General features: G+C 39.4%; 16 protein-coding genes. 12 read left to right on the top strand and 4 right to left on the bottom strand.

What is annotated here, in order from left to right; all coding sequences use genetic code 11:
* The first annotated feature begins 679 nt into the window (after positions 1–679).
* The 4 genes from ACFFRD_RS27800 (at position 680) to ACFFRD_RS27785 (ending at position 2,341) form a co-directional block, all read left to right on the top strand.
* Complete coding sequence (locus ACFFRD_RS27800; RefSeq protein WP_392478803.1) at positions 680–1,123, top strand: pyridoxamine 5'-phosphate oxidase family protein; 444 nt, start codon at positions 680–682, stop codon at positions 1,121–1,123.
* A 171-nt stretch (positions 1,124–1,294) separates the two neighbouring features.
* Positions 1,295–1,435 carry a hypothetical protein gene (locus tag ACFFRD_RS27795; protein WP_392478801.1) on the top strand — a complete coding sequence of 47 codons (141 nt, stop codon included), beginning with the start codon at positions 1,295–1,297 and terminating at the stop codon, positions 1,433–1,435.
* A 103-nt stretch (positions 1,436–1,538) separates the two neighbouring features.
* Entirely contained in the window at positions 1,539–1,742 is a 204-nt protein-coding gene (locus ACFFRD_RS27790; protein WP_392478799.1) for a ChaB family protein, read from the top strand.
* Positions 1,743–1,807: 65 nt separating this feature from the next.
* Positions 1,808–2,341 (top strand): hypothetical protein, encoded by a 534-nt coding sequence (locus ACFFRD_RS27785; protein WP_392478797.1) that lies wholly within the window; start codon positions 1,808–1,810, stop codon positions 2,339–2,341.
* Here ACFFRD_RS27785 and ACFFRD_RS27780 read toward each other — a convergent pair.
* Positions 2,338–3,129, bottom strand: coding sequence for a Uma2 family endonuclease (locus tag ACFFRD_RS27780; protein ID WP_392483184.1), 792 nt, complete (start codon positions 3,127–3,129; stop codon positions 2,338–2,340). The genes ACFFRD_RS27785 and ACFFRD_RS27780 overlap by 4 nt on opposite strands.
* 151 nt (positions 3,130–3,280) lie before the next feature.
* A complete protein-coding gene (locus ACFFRD_RS27775; RefSeq protein WP_392478795.1) occupies positions 3,281–4,153 on the bottom strand; it encodes a GNAT family N-acetyltransferase in 873 nt (290 codons plus the stop codon).
* A 556-nt stretch (positions 4,154–4,709) separates the two neighbouring features.
* On the opposite strand from ACFFRD_RS27775, the gene ACFFRD_RS27770 reads away from it, so the two are divergent.
* The 5 genes from ACFFRD_RS27770 (at position 4,710) to ACFFRD_RS27750 (ending at position 9,283) form a co-directional block, all read left to right on the top strand.
* Positions 4,710–6,140 carry a hypothetical protein gene (locus ACFFRD_RS27770; RefSeq protein ID WP_392478793.1) on the top strand — a complete coding sequence of 477 codons (1,431 nt, stop codon included), beginning with the start codon at positions 4,710–4,712 and terminating at the stop codon, positions 6,138–6,140.
* Between the two features lie 261 nt (positions 6,141–6,401).
* Positions 6,402–7,184: a nucleoside phosphorylase gene (locus tag ACFFRD_RS27765; protein ID WP_392478791.1), complete on the top strand. Its 783-nt coding sequence runs from the start codon at positions 6,402–6,404 to the stop codon at positions 7,182–7,184.
* 268 nt (positions 7,185–7,452) lie between these two features.
* Positions 7,453–8,001 carry a TIGR02281 family clan AA aspartic protease gene (locus tag ACFFRD_RS27760; protein ID WP_256874614.1) on the top strand — a complete coding sequence of 183 codons (549 nt, stop codon included), beginning with the start codon at positions 7,453–7,455 and terminating at the stop codon, positions 7,999–8,001.
* A gap of 25 nt (positions 8,002–8,026) precedes the next feature.
* Positions 8,027–8,419: a carboxymuconolactone decarboxylase family protein gene (locus tag ACFFRD_RS27755; protein WP_392478789.1), complete on the top strand. Its 393-nt coding sequence runs from the start codon at positions 8,027–8,029 to the stop codon at positions 8,417–8,419.
* Positions 8,420–8,473: 54 nt separating this feature from the next.
* A complete protein-coding gene (locus ACFFRD_RS27750) occupies positions 8,474–9,283 on the top strand; it encodes an alpha/beta fold hydrolase (protein WP_392478788.1) in 810 nt (269 codons plus the stop codon).
* 78 nt (positions 9,284–9,361) lie between these two features.
* Here ACFFRD_RS27750 and ACFFRD_RS27745 read toward each other — a convergent pair whose 3' ends face one another.
* Complete coding sequence (locus ACFFRD_RS27745) at positions 9,362–11,803, bottom strand: dynamin family protein (protein WP_392478787.1); 2,442 nt, start codon at positions 11,801–11,803, stop codon at positions 9,362–9,364.
* 554 nt (positions 11,804–12,357) lie between these two features.
* On the opposite strand from ACFFRD_RS27745, the gene ACFFRD_RS27740 reads away from it, so the two are divergent.
* Positions 12,358–12,915: an HPP family protein gene (locus ACFFRD_RS27740; RefSeq protein WP_392478785.1), complete on the top strand. Its 558-nt coding sequence runs from the start codon at positions 12,358–12,360 to the stop codon at positions 12,913–12,915.
* 81 nt (positions 12,916–12,996) lie between these two features.
* Here ACFFRD_RS27740 and ACFFRD_RS27735 read toward each other — a convergent pair whose 3' ends face one another.
* Positions 12,997–15,219 carry an ATP-binding protein gene (locus ACFFRD_RS27735; protein ID WP_392478784.1) on the bottom strand — a complete coding sequence of 741 codons (2,223 nt, stop codon included), beginning with the start codon at positions 15,217–15,219 and terminating at the stop codon, positions 12,997–12,999.
* Between the two features lie 402 nt (positions 15,220–15,621).
* Here ACFFRD_RS27735 and ACFFRD_RS27730 point away from each other — a divergent pair, with 402 nt between their 5' ends.
* On the top strand, positions 15,622–16,353 hold the full coding sequence (locus ACFFRD_RS27730; RefSeq protein WP_392478782.1) for a DUF3865 domain-containing protein: 732 nt from the start codon (positions 15,622–15,624) through the stop codon (positions 16,351–16,353).
* Positions 16,354–16,372: 19 nt separating this feature from the next.
* Entirely contained in the window at positions 16,373–17,476 is a 1,104-nt protein-coding gene (locus ACFFRD_RS27725) for an aromatic ring-hydroxylating dioxygenase subunit alpha (RefSeq protein WP_392478780.1), read from the top strand.
* Positions 17,477–17,560 lie beyond the last annotated feature (84 nt).

Genomic DNA, 17,560 nt, shown 5'->3' with positions numbered 1-17,560 from the left:
ATGTGGTTAATGCTTAAATTATCACAAGTATCTTATACAATCCAACTAGTAATAATTTCGGTCTGGATTGTCGTAAAATAAGAATTTTGACAATATACATAGGGCGCTATGAGTAGTAAGAATGCTGCAAAGTAAAAATAGATACTATTGTTAACCACAGCAAGCTAGGCTTGATTTGGATTTACTTGGTTAATTTAGCAATACGAGAGCGTAGGCATCGCTGATGGGTGCCATATAAAAAAATTTGACTTTCTCTTTTTGGTGTTTTCCGCAAGCAAAATAACTTTTGACTTTCTCAAAATGCTTGAATGCTTTCTCAATACATAACTCGGCGAGATTAAAGAAGAACTCAGAAGTCAGAATGGGCTACAACTGGCATCTTATAGAGAAAATATGCAGTTGACAAAGCCTCTCGTAGAAAAGGCTTTACGCTAAGGATAAAAATTACAAAATTTAAGTCTAAAGAAATAAGCATAAAGTTCACCTTACTATGACTAAATGTGTGTACACAGAATATTAACTCTCAATCAATATCTCTATAGATAGAAATAAAAGAGCTAATTTTAATAGAATTACATCTGTAGACTCACGCAATTTAAACTAAAAAAGCTAATACTAAAACATAACTTTACGATCCTATAAGCTGGTTGTAATCAAAATAGAAAAAGTAGTACAAACAATGGCAACTTCTACAGACCGCGCTCAAGATATTCACAAGCTGCATGAACTAATCAAAAATATTGATTATGGTATGTTTACCACAGTCGATGATGATGGAAGTTTGCATAGTTACCCCATGTCAAAAAGTGGTGAGATTAACTCTGAAGCCACACTCTGGTTCTTTACTTATGCTGGTTCCCATAAGGTGACTGAGATTGAACAGCATGAGCAGGTAAATGTTAGTTTTTCGTCACCCGAACAGCAGCGATACGTTTCTATTTCAGGTAGATCAAAACTCGTGAAAGACCGCAACAAGATGCGAGAGTTATGGAAGCCAGAACTTCAAACCTGGTTTCCTAAAGGATTGGACGAACCCGATATTGCTTTGCTTAAGGTGAATATTAACCAGGTGAATTATTGGGATAGTACATCGAGTTTTAAACCACAAACAATTAGTTTTTAACACCATCACGACTTTAAATAATTTGTAGTTAATAATTACGAATTATTTAAAGTCGCGTAATTGTTGGAAGAAATTAGCAAAGAGTAAGGAAGAGGCAATTCACATTACCTACGAAGCCATTGACACATGGATAACGCTTGGGAGCATAACTAGCATCGTAGTGAAGAGTGGATGGAAGAGGCGTTGCAGGGACGACGAGATAAGGTTTTTTTGATGACGAAGGTTTGCACCCAAGAACGCGATCGCAAAGTGGCAATGCAACAACTTGAAGAATCACTACGTCGTCCCAAAACTGACCACCTCGACTTGTGACAAATCCACGAAGTTGTTTACGATAACGATCCAGAAAGGATTTTTCGTGCCAACGGAGCAATTGAAGCTCTGGATCAAGCGAAAAAGTAAGGAAACGAAATTTATGCCTTACCAAGAGATTGCAGACTTACCTGATTCAGTCAAAGATCACTTACCCAAGCACGCCCAAGAAATTTTTCGGGCTGCATTTAACAATGCTCAAGAAGAATATGATGAAGAGGAGCGTGCCTTTCGTGTTGCTTGGAGCGCTGTGAAACGCGATTATGAAAAAGGCAGCGATGGGAAATGGCACAAAAAGCCAGAATAGCTCGATTCGTATTCAGCAGTTTTATTAATTTTGCACAAAAAATCTTTGTTAAAAAGGAAATCCTTATGAATTACCTTGTTGCAGTTTTACCAGATAGAATACAAGTAGAAGCCGCTTACTCTGCTCTGGAAAAAGCAGGCTTGCCAACTTCACAAGTGAATATTTTAGGCGATGGTTATTTAAGTGCTGATGAATTTGGAATGATTGATCCCGATAAGCAAGCCCGTAAACAATCAACTCGGCTCTTTGGGGGGCTTGTAATCTTTGGATTTGTTGCAGGTTATGCCTTTAACCATCTCACAGAAGTTGAACTATTTCCCCAGTTTGCTCGATTTGGCAATGAATTTCTTGCTGGTATATTAGGAGCGATAGCCGGTGCTTTGGGGGCTGCTTTAATTGGTCGAGGAACCGGCATAACAGTTGACAGTGGCGATGCTTTACCCTATCGTAACCGTCTGAATGCTGGTAAATACCTAATTGTAGTTACCGGAAATGAGGATTTAACACGCGAAGCTATGCGTGTACTGCGTCAATTTGAACCAGAGAATATTCAAGGCTATACAGACTATTCACAAAAGAGCAAACTTGTGAGGAATTAAGTATCTACATCGGGTTCAACGCCGAGCGATCGTAGTTGTGCAATCAACCGTTCAGCCCGTTGTCTCTCTTGTTCAGCCCGTTGTCTTTCTCGTTCAGCCCGTTGGCTTTCTCGTTCAGCCCGTTGGCTTTCTTGTTCTGTAGAAGTCAATAACCAGTTGAGAGTCCCATCATACCACCGTAACCACGGCTGTTCTACATTTTGATACTGTCCCTGCCATACACCCAAGCCTAATTCTAATTCTGGTATCCAGAAACGTGGCTCTGAGAGTCCTATCTCAGCATAACTACCACCTTCCAATTTAAATACCCTAAACTCATACTTGTATCGATCAAATACTACATAATAAGGAACACGTAGAATCCGTTCATATACTTCCCATTTTCCTGGTGGTTGCTTGATATCCCGCAACGTCTGTCCCAAGTCTTCCTTTTCAGTAGCTGGAGACAGCAATTCAACCACAATAAAAGGATGAACTCCCTCTTGCCAAACAACATAACTTAAGCGTAAATCTCGTTGTTCGTAGAGACGGGAAACACCTAAAACAGCAAACCAATCTGGTCGCTTATGCCACAGTGGATGGCGCGGATCGTAATAAAGATTCAGATCGCTAGCAACAAATATCTCATCACTAGGATAATTCTGTGGACGAAAGGTTTCGTCTAACAAACGAGGTTGCAATAAATGAAACTGATCGGGTAAACCAGGCTCCTCTGGATCTTCACTGGGAAGATCATACATGGTCGGCAATACATCTTTTGGCGATCGCGGTGGGTCAGTTTGATACATCATAAAACAGTCGTAATGATGAAACTCTCAGTTCTATTATGATTCAATTGTTTTTGAGTAAATCGTTTTCATACATGAAATCACCAACGCCCGATTTTGGATTGTGAATAATTCAATCTAAAATCCAAAATTTAAAATCTAAAATTCGCTCTCAAGCCTGAGTCTCTTCAAATAAGACTAAGCCATACTTCTCGCCAGTAGGCAAAAAGCCAATTTGTTGATAAACTGCTTGGGCTGCTTGGTTATTATCACCTGTAAATAGGATGGCACGTTTTACTAAGAGCGATCGCGCATCTAACAACGAGCCTGCTACCACACTTTTGGCATAGCCTTTCCCCCGCAGCGCTGGCGGTGTCCACACTCCACCAATTTGCACAATATCAGGTAGGCTAGCATTGAAAGCAGAGTAAGAAGCTAAAGTATCTTCTGCTACTAAAACCCAATGCATACCCATATCTTGACGTGCTTCAATTATGCGATCGCAAGCAAGTCTTAAACTTGGAGTATCGGTTTTTCCTAAAGCTTCCACGTTATAAGCAACGCACCATTCGCTAAGTAATTCCAGCTCTTCGGGATGTGGCAAACGACACTGCACCTTTGCAGATGCTAAAGCTTCAGGTATTTGTAAGTCTTGTAGTGCTAGAGAAAACAATATCTCATGTTCATCAAGCTGAGTTGGTGTGTTGCTAAGTCCCAAAATGCTTTTTGTCGCTTCAACTTGTGCTGCTGGGCCACTAATTCCAGAAATAGCACGTCCAGATTGTGCCACAACTGCTTGCACCACCTCTGGCAAATATACAGGCGCTTGGACTATTATCATCCCATTCCAAAAATGGGCTGCAACTGCCACTATACTTTCATCTAAGTAGGCTGCTACGTAAGTTCCTTGAAATCTTGCACCTTCATCAAGCAGTCCCGCAGTTCGCCAATTAGAGCGCAAAAACATAGAAGTATCAGCGTGTTGCAAGAGAAATGCTTCTAGCGATACTTCATCTCCAGGTTGCAGAGTTCTCAAAATAGCCACAAAAAACTCCTGAATATCCAATTCAGTTTACAGAATAAGCGGTTTCGGCAATAGTAGTAATGCCCTTGTGAAGTTTGTTCTAACTCTGACAATTCAGGTCATCTCTAAAAGTTTACGAAAAATCTAACCCCCTTCCCAACACAGAAAGGGGAAAATTCAAAGTCTCTCTCCTTTTAGGAGATAGATTTAGAGAGAGGTTTTCTAGATACTGTAAAAAGCCAGATTCTAGTTATACAGCAGATTGTAGCTTGGTGAGGCACAGATAATCGTAGGGGAAATTCATGAATTGCCCCTACCCATGTACTTCATTTACCTGAAATACGTTGTATATAGTACGCAGAAAAGATCCCCCTAAGTTCTAACCGCAGCGATATCTGATGACAAAAAGTACTATTGAGTGTACTATTTGCTGCACAATCGTATATTCCATGCTAAAAAGTGAATGATAAATACAAGTACGAAGTTGAATATCTTGGCAAATTTCCTCAAAGTAATTCATAGATATTCACTACTCCTATTCAACAGCTATAAACATTAGAAAAAAATTGGAGATAAAATGGTTTTTAATCAAAAAAAAACTGAGAACGATTGGAATTTCGATGAGAGTAGGACACTGATACAGGCACTTATAAAAGATTTCTACAAAAATAATTTAAATAATTTTGCAGATCCAACTAAACAAGAAGAATTAGTTTCAGCAGGCAAAGAAATATCCCAAATAATTATCTTGTTTAATAGACTTCAAAAACTCATCAATAGAAACGCGCCACAAAAAATTTGGTGGGACGAAATACCGAGAATATTGATACCTGATAATAGGAATACAATTCAAAGAGAACTGACTGAACTCTCGAAAGCTTTAATATTTGCCATAGAAGCTTTACGTGAATCTTCATCGAATATAAATATCGCCCAGGCAATTAGATTTGATGTTGAACAAATTGTTTGCAAATATGAACATCCTATAACAGGATTTATCATCAATCCATTTCTATCAGTTCATCGTTCACCATCAACGACGACTAAAGTAATTTTTGGACTTATAAGTGCTGTGTTTATATATGGAGGAATTACTTCTTCTTCTATCGCAGGACTTTGGATGTTCTCAGAAATGATTAATTCTTATAATAACAATAATTATAATATTAACAAGAATTTTTTACAAAGCGAAATCAAAGAAATTCAAAAATATACAGATAACCGAGTAGAAGAAATTCAAAATCAAGCTGAAACGAAAAATCAATCTGACAACACAAATTCTGCATCGGCAGATGATGTTAGTAAATTAAAAACAACCAAGGGAGAAATCAAAGAGTTAAATATAATATCACAAAAAAATGCAGAGTTCAAGAGTACAGAATTGACAATTCTAAATAGTAACCTTGCCGAATTAAATGCACAATATAGCAAAAGGCAATCTGTAAATCAGAAGTATAATGAATTTCTTCTCCAACTCAGTTTAGCGATTTCGGCAGGAACATTAGGTAGTATTATAAGTATTTTAATTAGAATTGAAGAATTTCAAAAAAAGAAATATTCTGATCCACTAACTCCATTTCTTGTTGGCGCTTTTAAACCAATGATTGGAGGAGCTTTTGCTGTTTTATTTTTAGCCTTAATTAACTCTGGGCTAATATCAATGTTTATTAATCCCAGCATCTTCAAGCTAAATCCAACTACGAATCAAGAATCATCTCAAGACCAACAAAGGGCTTTGATTTTTGTAATAGCATTTGTTGTTGGTTTTAGTGAACGACTTGCAAAAGATTTTATCGGTAAAGCAGAAGAAATAGCAAGTGGAAACCGAGAAAATCCTGAATATAAACCAGTTACTAATGAATTATCAATTGATGTAGATAGTTTAAATATGCCAGAAAAGAAATCAGCTAACAGTGCAGTTATTTTAAATACACTGCCGCAGCAAGTAGATAGTAGTGATTCGCTAAATGGTGCAGATGATTTAGACCTTAGCAAAGGCGATCGCTAATCTCAACAAAATCAAGGATTATTGGTGTTGGGTTTCGTTCCTCAACCCAATCTACGCTTATAAGTATGAGGAAGTTCATGAACTTATCTTTGAGAGTGGTTATTTGATACAAAGTATTAATCGCTCCGAAGAAATGGCAGGAATTCGCCAAAAAATTATTCCACCGTTTAATTTATATGACCAATGGCATCTTACATGGAGAGGTAAAGACGGTTCGTAAGTAAGATAATCCCAAATCTAAAATTTAAAATCCAAAATTGAATGGCAAATAAACGCTTCTATCACATTGGCTTTGGACAAGACGATTTAGGTTCATCACCTCCCAGTATTGCCCTATTATCTGGCGATCCAGAGCGATCGCATCTAATCGCCCAAACTTATTTCCAAGATGTGCGCGTGTTGTCAGAAAATCGCGGACTCAATAGCTATGTAGGATACTTACCAAATGGTTGCAGCATCTTATCTGCTACTAGTGGTATGGGTGCGCCTTCATTAAGTATTGTGGTGAATGAATTAGTACAAGTAGGAATCCAGCGAATTATTCGCATTGGAACTTGCGGAGCAATTCAACCTTATATACCAGTTGGTAGCGTTATTATTAGCAGTGCAGCATTGTGTCGCCAAGGTGCAGCAAATGATATTGCACCTGTGGAATATCCAGCCGCAGCCGATCCGTTTCTGACAGTCGCTTTAGTTAAAGCTGCGCGAGAATTAAAGGTTGAACATTACATCGGAATTACGGCATCAGTTGATACTTTTTACGAAGGACAAGAACGCACTGATTCAGCAAATCCAAATTTAATGCGATCGCTACATGGCATCACAGAAGAATATCGGCGCTTAAATATCTTGAATTATGAGATGGAATCCGGCACACTATTCAAAATGGCAGGTGTGTATAATTTTGCTGCTGCTGCTGTTTGCGGTGTAGTTGCTGGGCGTACTGTGAGTGAAAATATCATCTTAGAACAAAGGGATATTGCTGTGAAAAATGCGATCGCAATTGCTGTAAATGCAGCAGCAACCTTTGAGTCAGACAATTAATATTTACTTGATAAGTTAACTCTCAGTAGTTTCATCATGTCTTCACCCAATCTTTAATTTTTCACTCAGTAATTATAGCTAATATAGCTTACATAACAGTAATCTCATATTCTAAAAAAAGATAGAAAATCACCATAACTATCCTAAAAATAAACACTTAATTAAGCTATTAAAAGTAAATATTGTAAGCAATTTAGATTTTAATAAATATTTAAAAAATGGAGTGAGAGCTAATATGAATAATATTTTTAGGTATGGGATTAAAACCATGACTTCAACTGTGATGTCTATGACGAGCTACGCCTACGCACTAATCCCAACGCTGATATTTTTAGCATTCTCTCATCGAGCAACAGCAGACGATCCAGGAGCATGTTACATGGTAACGTCCTCCGGTAAAACCGTTGGATTAGAAAGACTTTGTGGCAATATAGCCGCACCTTCAGACGACAGAGTTTTTCGAGTTTCAATTAAACGCCGCTTTGGTGGAACTCCTGTGATTGACGTTACCTTCAATGACAAAAAAACCTTTGAAATGATTGTAGATACTGGTGCTAGCGGAACTATTATTACTCAAAGTATGGCGAATACACTTAAACTCCAGACTACAGGTACAATGCAAGCCCAAATTGCCGATGGTAGCGAAGTAGAATTTCCAACCAGTAAGGTAAAATCTATTGCAGCAGGTGGAGTTACAGCCAATAATCTTCAGGTAGCGATCGCACCCAAAGCCAGCATCGGCTTACTGGGCCACGATTTCTTCGGCAACTATGATATTAAGATTCTGGAGAGAGAGGTCGAATTTCATCACCGCTAATGGTTGGAAGTAAAAACATAGAAACATGACTAAGCTGATTGAATACGAAGAAGCCAGCGATGAAATCCGGGCAGTATATGACGACATCCGCATCACCCGCCAGAATGACTATATTAATAACTTTTGGAAAGCCATAGCTAATCATCCCCCTACCTTGCAACGAACTTGGCAAGCGGTGAAAGAAGTGATGACTAGCCCCGGTGAAATTGATCCACTGATGCGAGAACTAATTTATATCGCCGTGAGTGCGACAAATGGCTGTGAGTATTGTATCGCCTCGCACACAGCAGGAGCGCGGGCCAAGGGGATGAATGATACCATGTTCGGGGAACTCATGGCGATCGCAGCTACTGCCAACATGACCAATCGCCTCGCCAACGGCTATCAAATTCCGGTGGACGAGAGATTTAAGACGTAGGAATGTAGCGTTGTCGATCCCTGCTTCAGATCGGGTTTAGCAGAATTATTGACTATGCCAAAGCTTCAGGTTAACGGGATTGATTTGTTCTACGACATTAAGGGAACGGGTGAGCCTTTGCTATTAATAGCTGGCTTCCTTTGCGATCATGCCTATTGGTCGTTGATTATGCCATCGCTGATTTCGCAGTATCAAGTTATTCGCTTAGATAACCGAGGTATGGGGCGAAGTTCCGCTCCCGAAACCCCCTATAGTCTGAAGCAAATGGCTAGTGATGTAGCAGCATTGCTCGATCATCTTGCGATCGATAAGGTGCATCTAGTAGGTCATTCTATGGGTGGTCAGATAGCTCAAGAATTAGTGTTAGCACATCCTCAAAAGGTGCAAAGTCTAATGCTGCTTTCGTCACTTGCAAAGGGTGACGGATTATTCAACAGCATCATTGAGACTTGGGGCGAACTCTGCGCTAATGTAGACCTGAAACTTTATGAAAAAGTTGTATTACCCTGGATATTTACAGATACCTTCTACTCGATTCCTGGCATGATCGAAGGTCTGATCGAATTTGCAATCAGATATCCTTTCCCGCCAGCAACTCATTCACTCCATTATCACAGCCAAGCCATGCTTGACTTTGACACAGCAGATCGCCTTCAAAAAATTCATTGTCCTACCCTAGTTCTAGTTGGCAAACAAGACATTCTCACTCCCCTAAAGTTTTCCCAGCAACTTGCTCAAGGCATTCCCGACGCTGAACTTGTAGTTCTCGAAGGTGGGGGTCATGGCTTCTTAATTGAGTCGCCGGATACTGTGATTTCAGCCATGCTAAACTTCCTGCGGAAATTGAAGCCAGCCTATTTCTAATTTACAAAAAAAAGCTGTAGGTTAGTGAGTGATTTATCACTCACTAACCTACACTTATCTCAGTATTTGGAATTAAAATTAAACCTCTCGTACCGCGTCTGAAAACACAAATCCATTATTAGCGAACTTATCATCAGTATCAAAATACTCACCAATCACAGGCAAGAAGTGGTCATATAGTTTCATTGACTGTAAACAACTATTGATACTAGAAGCTGCTAAATTGTATGCTGCAATATTTTCTTCAACAACACTCAATAATCGGCGATTATTAGCGATTTTCTCTTCAGCTTCTTGTTGCAGTGTTTTCTCTAAATAAGCACGCGCCTGTGGATATTGTTGCAAAATCTCATCTGCTTGCTGATCTGCCATTGGTAACAACTGAGTTTTGAGCGTTTGGTTAATAGTTTGACGGAAAGATTTACGAATAGTTTGCGAAACTTTTGGCTCAAAATCTAACTTCAATAATTGCCTAATTGCTGGTTCTGCTTCTACGATACTTTCAGCATCGTAGCTTTGAGAAGTTTGTAATAAAGTTTGGCGAAATTGATATATAGAAAAAGTGCCTTCATCATAAAATCTCGGACTTTCTCGCACGAAGCGATCGCACTCTACACTAGCTGCACTCACTAATGCTTGAGTAACCTGCTTTTCTATAGTTCTGATCTCTTGTTCAATGCCGCCATCACTATCTAATAAACGATACAACTGGCGATAATATTCTGACTTGCGAATCTTTTCAATCAATCGCTGAAAATAATTCGCAACAACTTGCTGAGATGACTCAATCAAAATATCTTCTAACTGATTTGCTAAGTAATAAAATGCCTCTACTAAAATAGCAATTAAAGGTGCGGTAGCATTGCGAGGATGGCTAATTGTTGCACGTTGATAAGCAGAAGCTACAGAAAAAGTATCTAGCAATTCATCTAAACGGCGAATCATTCGTGATTGCAATTGTCTAAAATCTGCTTCAAAAGCATCGCAAGAATTATTAATTATTTGGTTAACTTCTTTTGTGATATGCTCACTAAATTCTCTGCCGATTTGCTGGAGTTGCTGATTTAGGCGTTGCAACTCTTGCTGCTTCATACTCTCAATTTCTTGGGGTTGACTATCTAAATTACGTTGTACACTCTGATAATGTTTTGTCAGTTTAATACAAATATCTTCCAAATCATCAGCAAGATTCTTAAATAATTGGGGACGCTTCTCTTCTGTAAGATAGCGAGTAATGGCTGTGCGAAATTCTTCAGTACCACTATCTTGAATTAGCTTTTCTATCAGTTCATTTCCCCAATCTCCCAAAATCCGCACATAATTTTGATTTGGGGTTTCATAGCCGTTAACAGAGACACGAAATTTAGTGGTAGATAACTTTCCTGAATTTACGCAGTAGTTGTTAAACGCATAGACAAATTGTGGTGTTTCTTCTTTACCATCTAAACCTTTTATACTCTCTGCAAAAACAGAATCTAAACCAAATCTATCTAGTTGATTTGTCTGTTTAATCTGACTCCCGTAAAATCCTAATAATCCACTTGTTTTATAAACTTTGTTTGAATTGCCAAATTGTCCGCTAATTAAATCGTCTAATCTTTGTCGTAGTTGGGTATTGTACCAAGTTTCATCGATGCGGTTGAAGACATAAAAAACGCGATCGCGTACTCCCCCATTTTGCCGCATTAATTCCAAAAGTTCTGTTTCTTCTTTTGTCATATCACCCGCCGAAGCAGGTTTTAGCACACACACCACCGCCGAAGTATCAGGATGTTGAATTTTGGTATAAGTTAGTTGTGCATCTTTCTCTACTGGTGCATCAATGCCAGGGGTATCAATAATTACGTTGCCGTCTTGTAACAGAGGATGATTGCAATAATATTCTATTCGCTTCAATACTGCACTATTGCTACCACGACGGGCATATCCAGCCGCTTCCTTGAGGTTGGAAAAGTTAAATTGCTCCATTGAGTATGTAGCATTATTAACCGTGTTGATGCGATCGCGGTTTGCCATATATCCCTCTACCAACAACATTAATGCCTTCGCCTGTTTTGCACGTTCTGATTTACTCTCACCACCCTCCTGCTGAATAATCGCGTCACAACCTTGACGTAGCAAGGTAATTACATCAGCTTGGTTAATATTAGTTACTGTCTTAAATCCTAACTGCTGACACAAATAAACTGCTTGTTCCCGAATTTCTGCTTCACTTAAGAACGTTAAAACAACACGTTCTTTATCTAATTCTGCATACTCGATTTTGCATTCTGTACCTGTAGCGTGTCCTTCTGCACTGTAAAGTAGTTCTCTCTCCAATAGTGCATTGATTAGCATTGATTTACCAGCACTAAATGCACCTGCAAATACAATCTCAAACTTGGGAGAAATCGCTTTAGTTAAGGAAGTTTGTACAGGTGTAATATCTTGAGAATGTAGCGTTGATTCTTGCTGTAAAAGTTGTAATATCGACTCAACTTGCTCTTTCAAATTTTTGCACTGAAGCGGTAAATCTGACATATTCAGCATCCTGACAATATTTATGTATATGTTAGTTACATTTGTTGTCTTGATGGTTCAGTAGTATTTCTGAGATATTTGATGCGATTTAGTTACTGGGTATCACCTAACGCACAAAGATCGTGTCTGGTTAAAAACTTATTAGGCTGACATGAGAGAAGTCTGATTACGACGTTGGCGAGGCCAACTCATCCGCCTCGCTGTAGTAAATTTCAACTAAGCTAATCGTCAAGCATTTTTCCCGAATGATTAGCTTGTAGTAAAGGCTACTTTATGGTGAGGCTTCGCACCCTACTTTTATGCCAATACGGTTCATTAAGGGGCTACTGGCAAAAATTTTGGGTTTTTGAGACGCGATAAATCGCCGTCTCTACAAGTGTATTGACTTTTATGCAACTTAAATTGACCTGTTTAGCCTGAATTTCAATAAAATTAAAAAAATCTGTATATTTGAATACTTTTTAGGAATTTTTTGGCAAATGTCATGTTATTGTAACTTTAGCAAAGCCTTGCTCAGTCAATTCAGGGAGTCATGATTATCGAGTGGTTCATTCATGATCGACGGTAAAAAAGTTCGGTTGAAATTAAAAAATTATTGGTTTAAAACCTTTGGCAGATGGCGATCCTGCCCGCTAACCTGTCCAATAGACAGACCTCATCATCGGCATGTTTTTTGGAGTTGGATCGGTAGTTTTTTAGCCATAACTGCAACGTCTTACCTTGCTGCAAAAACTAATTCTCCTTTGCTGATGGCTCCTTTTGGTGCTACGAGTGTCTTGATTTTTGGTGTGCCTGACAGTCCTTTGGCTCAACCCCGCAATGTTATTGGGGGTAATCTTTTAGCTGCTATGGTGAGTCTGATAATTCTGCATTTTCTCGGTGCTTCTCCCTTGGCAATGGGAATGGCTGTTTCTAGTGCGATCGGAATCATGCAGCTTACCGGAACTCTACACCCACCTTCGGGTGCTGTTGCATTAGTCGTCATGATGACCAAACCAGACTGGCAATTTTTGCTAACACCTGCCTTTGAGGGATCGATGATTCTAGTGCTATGCGCTGTGATCTTCAATAATTTAGCGGAGGAAAGGACGTATCCGAAACACTGGTTATAGCATTGTCTCGGGAGCATCTCACTTTTATTGAATATTGCTCCAGTCGTTGGTTTAACAATTCCAATAAATGATGCGATCGCTCTATACTTTGAGGACGGGTTCAGGAGCTTTTTGTCGAATAGGCACTTGAATTATGAAATTACTGCCTTGCCCAAGGCTAGAAAAACATAGCAATTTCCCACCATGCTTTTCCGTAATGATTTGGTAGCTGATTGCCATACCCATGCCTGTTCCTTTACCTACAGGTTTGGTAGTAAAAAATGGATCGAAGATCCGGCTTTGAACCGATTCTGGCATTCCTTGTGCATTATCAGCGATCGCAATTTCTATTGATTGTGAATCAACTAATGAAGTTCGGATAGTAATTTGACTGGGATTTTCCTCTATCTGTTGAGAGGTACGCTTGATATCTAACTCATCAAGGGCATCCATTGCATTTACCAGAACATTCATTAATACTTGGTTGAGTTGACCAGGATAACATTCCACTTGCGGCAAGTTGCCATAATCTTTAATAACTTCAATTGCTGGACGGTCTGGTTTCTCTTTAAGGCGATGTTGCAGAATTAAGAGCGTACTTTCGATACCTTCATGAATATCAACTGCTTTAAATTCTGCTTCATCCATACGCGAAAAATTCCGCAGCGATCGCACAATATTACGAATCCTCTCAGTCCCCATTTTCATTGAAGGCAGTATCTTTTGTAAATCTTCAATGAGAAATTCTAGATCGATTTCCTCTGCTAATGCTTGAATTTCTGGGTCATGACTAGAATAGCGTTTTTGGTAGAGATAAATCATCTGTAACAAGTTTTGAGTATATTCATCCAAGTGAGTAATATTGCCGTGAATAAAGTTGACTGGGTTATTGATTTCATGGGCAATACCTGCTACTAGTTGACCCAGACTAGACATTTTTTCACTTTGAACTACTTGTGCTTGGGTACGCTGTAATTCACCCATCGCTGTTTTAAGTTCAACAGTCCGTTGTTCGACTCGCGCTTCTAGTTCGGCATTACTGTTTTCTAAAGCAATAAAGGATTCCCGCAATTGCCCTGCCATGTGATTAAAAGAGTGACCAAGAGTGTTGAGTTCATCGATATTCCCCTCTTGGAGTGTCTGTTGTAAATCACCAAATGCTATTGCCTGGGTAGTCTGATTCAAGCGCAAGATAGGATGTGCAATCCAGCGCGAGGTAAATATGCCAACCGTCGTTGCTACTATCAGCGCCCCAAAACACAGCAGGATGCTAATTTGGGTGTTGGCATAGATTTGCGCCATGTAAGTTTTTTCCGGAATACCAACTACCACTAACCAGTCCAAACCATATTGGTCACGCCAAGGCACAATATGCACGTATAAATTTTCTCCTTGAACATTAACTTTCAGTTTTTGGGTATTGGTAATGGACTGAAAATCTGGAATACGCTGCTGAAGCTGCTTGGCAATGCTTTGTAGCACCGGATTGGGGCTGTCGATCGCTTTAAGGCGTTTAATTTCGTTATTGACTACGGTAAAAGGCTTTTCTTGAGCAGAATTGGCAACCAACATACCATCACGCTCCATAATAAAAACTTGTCCGAAGCTGCTGACATTTAATTTTTGTAAAAATTCACTGAGTTTCAACAGGTGAATTTCAGCCCCCACAACACCAATCAGTTTTTTGCTGGCATCATAAATCGGACGGCCTGCCGATGCCACAATATAAGGGGGATAAGCAGGATCGTAATAAGTATAAATGCGAACCCAGATAGGTTTCCCGGCTTTCACAGGTTCAGTATAGGCAAGTTCATTGACGGTATCCCAAGTACTGGTCGTCATCACTTTGGTTGGGTTGCCATCATTATCTGTTAAGTAAGTTTTCGTATTTTTCGGCAGGCTTGGTGTTTTGATCGCATTATCATCGATTGTCACCGTTTTGCCATCATAACGGCCGGCTCCAGTTCCTTCCCCAGTTGCTAGGTTCAAGCTGATAAAGGTTAGGTCATAGGCTTGCATTTCGTGCCAGAAGTACTTACCAACCTTGAGGCGATCGCGCACATTCAGCAATCCCATGCGAATTGCATCCGCATTTAACTGGATAACTTTATGAGGAATCGATAGGTAAGCATCTAAATGTTGATTTACCTCACCACTGGTTCGCTCCATCAACTGATCAGCTAAATCGTTCACCGCTTTCTCGCCATTTTTAAACGACAGATACCCGACCAGCCCCACGATGCCAAAAAGTTGCAATACGAAAGGAACGACCAGAACAAGCTGTAATGAAAATGCACGGACTTTGCCAGATGGATGTATCTTCATGAGTGGTAAATCTTGGTTCGCCCAGGTCTTTGCTTAACCTAGATTACCCATTAGCAACTTCGGACTATCAAAATAATGTTGTGTTTAATTAAGAAGTAAATAACTAATAGGCAATATCTCTGTTTACAATTCCTCAACTTATTGCTATTTAACTTAATTGTACAAAATAGTCTTTTTGCAAAAATCAAATTACTGAAATAGTTAGAATTTAGGCTACTTTCTAGTATAAATACTAATTTCAATTAACTTAATTATTTAGTTATTTTCAGTGCCTTTACTCAAGATTTATAAAGTTACAAAAGTTATTTTGGCTATATAAAATGTCAGTTTTGCGTTAATTTATAGCAAATTTTAAAGCTAGATTGGCATTCAGAAAATCTATAATAAAGGACTAAAATTTTAATGGAATTTAATCACTTAACAAAGCAGCTTAATCAACTGCTAGCTCAGGATTATGTGGCATTTAGCATTACAGAAAATCCTGTTGTAAAAATACTTAGTCAGGTAAGCTTTGCTCAGATTGCTTATGTCATGCAGCAATATTCGATTTTTCCAAAGGAGTTGGTGGGTTTCACAGAGTTAGCAAGACAGAAAGCCCTGGCAGCTGGATGGAACAGTGTAGCCCAAGAACTCAAAGAAAATATAGTTGAGGAAATGGGTAGCACAACTGGAGGAATCTCTCATTACACACTTTTAGCTGAAGGGCTAGAAGAAGGACTGGGCGTTCCTGTGAAAAACACAATGCCGTCAATAGCTACATTCAAACTGCTGAGAACTATGCAATCGGTATTTGATAAACAAATATACTATGTGCTTGGGGCAATCTATGCGATCGAGGCAACCTCAATTCCAGAATTAACTCTAATCGTGCAACTTCTAGATTGGTTGCTGGAAGGAGCAATGCCCAAAGATTTGGAATATTTCTTCAGCAAGCATTTAAACGAGTGGGAAATTGAACATGAAGCGGGCTTGAGAACATGTCTGGCAGCCTACATACAACCCGAAGAATTTGGAGAGTTTGCAGCAGGGTTCCGAGCAATGATCGATGCAATGCAGACCTGGTGGCAGGAATTAGCGCAAGAGGCAATCTCATCTGAGGTTGTTCTGAGTACAGCGATCGCTCAACACCACTGATTAAATAGAACTTAATACTATGAATATCTTCACCCATCCATCATTTGTGGATGAAACTCCTAATACTAATAAACCAAAATTTGGACTACCTGGTGATTACTACTTTAGCGAGCAAATTTTTGCTTATGAGCAGCAAACTATCTGGCGTAACACCTGGCAGTTTGTAGGACGTGAATCTGATTTACCTAATCCTGGGGATTATTTAACTTGCCAAGTTGGCGATCAGCCCATGTTCGTGATTCGAGATAATAATGGCATATTGCGAGGGATGCACAATGTTTGTCCGCATCGCGGAGCGCAGATGTTGCAAGGGCAGGGTCATTGTCAACGGGTGCGTTGTCCGTATCATGGTTGGAATTTCAATTATGAAGGCAATCTTAAAGGTTTACCTCGCGCTGAGTGTTTTTCCAATTTAGATAAGTCGGCTGTCTATCTAGCTAAGGGACGAGTAGAGACATGGGGCGGCTTTATCTTTGTTAACTCAGAAGCAGAAGGGCAATCTTTAGTAAGTTATTTGGCTGGATTTTCAGCTTACTTAGAGCAATATCAGCACCGTTGGCAGGAACTTCAGCAGGTTGACCACTGGTTTTATGAAGAGCCAGCCAATTGGAAATTTCCCATTGAAAATTATCTAGAGTGTTATCACTTGTCAGTTGTTCATGCCCAAAGTTTAAAGTGTTTCGATCCGAAGAATATTATTTACACTCCAACTGGGCAACACTATCAGATATATGTTCCTTTTACAGATGATGAATTTGTGAAAGATCACCCCGCTTTTTCAGGAGAACCAAGGGGACAATCTTACCAGGGCTTCATCTTTCCCAATATGATGATTAATACCGCAAGAGACAAAGTTTCAGTTTTTCGGCTGACTCCTTTATCTCCCACAAAAACTAAGTTTGAGGTTTTTATTTATCAAACAAAAGCCCAGATGGAAGCATTTCCTTATAAACAGGATGAATTTCGACCTGAATTTGAGCGGGTGTTAAATGAAGACTTTGGGGTGGTACGATCGCTACAAGCAAGTGTTCACTCCAAAGCTTATGGTGTACTTCAGCTTGCAGATATTGAATATGGGATTTCTCACTTCCATCAAGTTTTGTCGAAGTACTACCAACCCTAATACACTTTCCTCAGTATCAAGTCTAGAAGATTGATGACAATGCCCTTACGATCGCAAGGGCATTGTCGTTATGATCGCTGGATA

It is taken from the genome of Nostoc sp. C110 (assembly GCF_043099725.1).
GTDB lineage: Bacteria > Cyanobacteriota > Cyanobacteriia > Cyanobacteriales > Nostocaceae > Nostoc > Nostoc muscorum_A.
Note: the sequence above shows the minus strand (reverse complement) of the source record. Positions and strands in the feature narration are given on the sequence as shown.

Excerpts from the sequence above, each read along its gene's own strand:
- ACFFRD_RS27800 (WP_392478803.1), top strand. The coding sequence starts at position 680 with ATGGCAACTTCTACAGACCGCGCTCAAGATATTCACAAGCTGCATGAA.
- ACFFRD_RS27795 (WP_392478801.1), top strand. The coding sequence starts at position 1,295 with ATGGAAGAGGCGTTGCAGGGACGACGAGATAAGGTTTTTTTGATGACG.
- ACFFRD_RS27790 (WP_392478799.1), top strand. The coding sequence starts at position 1,539 with ATGCCTTACCAAGAGATTGCAGACTTACCTGATTCAGTCAAAGATCAC.
- ACFFRD_RS27785 (WP_392478797.1), top strand. The coding sequence starts at position 1,808 with ATGAATTACCTTGTTGCAGTTTTACCAGATAGAATACAAGTAGAAGCC.
- ACFFRD_RS27780 (WP_392483184.1), bottom strand. The coding sequence starts at position 3,129 with ATGTATCAAACTGACCCACCGCGATCGCCAAAAGATGTATTGCCGACC.
- ACFFRD_RS27770 (WP_392478793.1), top strand. The coding sequence starts at position 4,710 with ATGGTTTTTAATCAAAAAAAAACTGAGAACGATTGGAATTTCGATGAG.
- ACFFRD_RS27765 (WP_392478791.1), top strand. The coding sequence starts at position 6,402 with ATGGCAAATAAACGCTTCTATCACATTGGCTTTGGACAAGACGATTTA.
- ACFFRD_RS27760 (WP_256874614.1), top strand. The coding sequence starts at position 7,453 with ATGACTTCAACTGTGATGTCTATGACGAGCTACGCCTACGCACTAATC.
- ACFFRD_RS27755 (WP_392478789.1), top strand. The coding sequence starts at position 8,027 with ATGACTAAGCTGATTGAATACGAAGAAGCCAGCGATGAAATCCGGGCA.
- ACFFRD_RS27750 (WP_392478788.1), top strand. The coding sequence starts at position 8,474 with ATGCCAAAGCTTCAGGTTAACGGGATTGATTTGTTCTACGACATTAAG.
- ACFFRD_RS27745 (WP_392478787.1), bottom strand. The coding sequence starts at position 11,803 with ATGTCAGATTTACCGCTTCAGTGCAAAAATTTGAAAGAGCAAGTTGAG.
- ACFFRD_RS27740 (WP_392478785.1), top strand. The coding sequence starts at position 12,358 with ATGATCGACGGTAAAAAAGTTCGGTTGAAATTAAAAAATTATTGGTTT.
- ACFFRD_RS27735 (WP_392478784.1), bottom strand. The coding sequence starts at position 15,219 with ATGAAGATACATCCATCTGGCAAAGTCCGTGCATTTTCATTACAGCTT.
- ACFFRD_RS27730 (WP_392478782.1), top strand. The coding sequence starts at position 15,622 with ATGGAATTTAATCACTTAACAAAGCAGCTTAATCAACTGCTAGCTCAG.
- ACFFRD_RS27725 (WP_392478780.1), top strand. The coding sequence starts at position 16,373 with ATGAATATCTTCACCCATCCATCATTTGTGGATGAAACTCCTAATACT.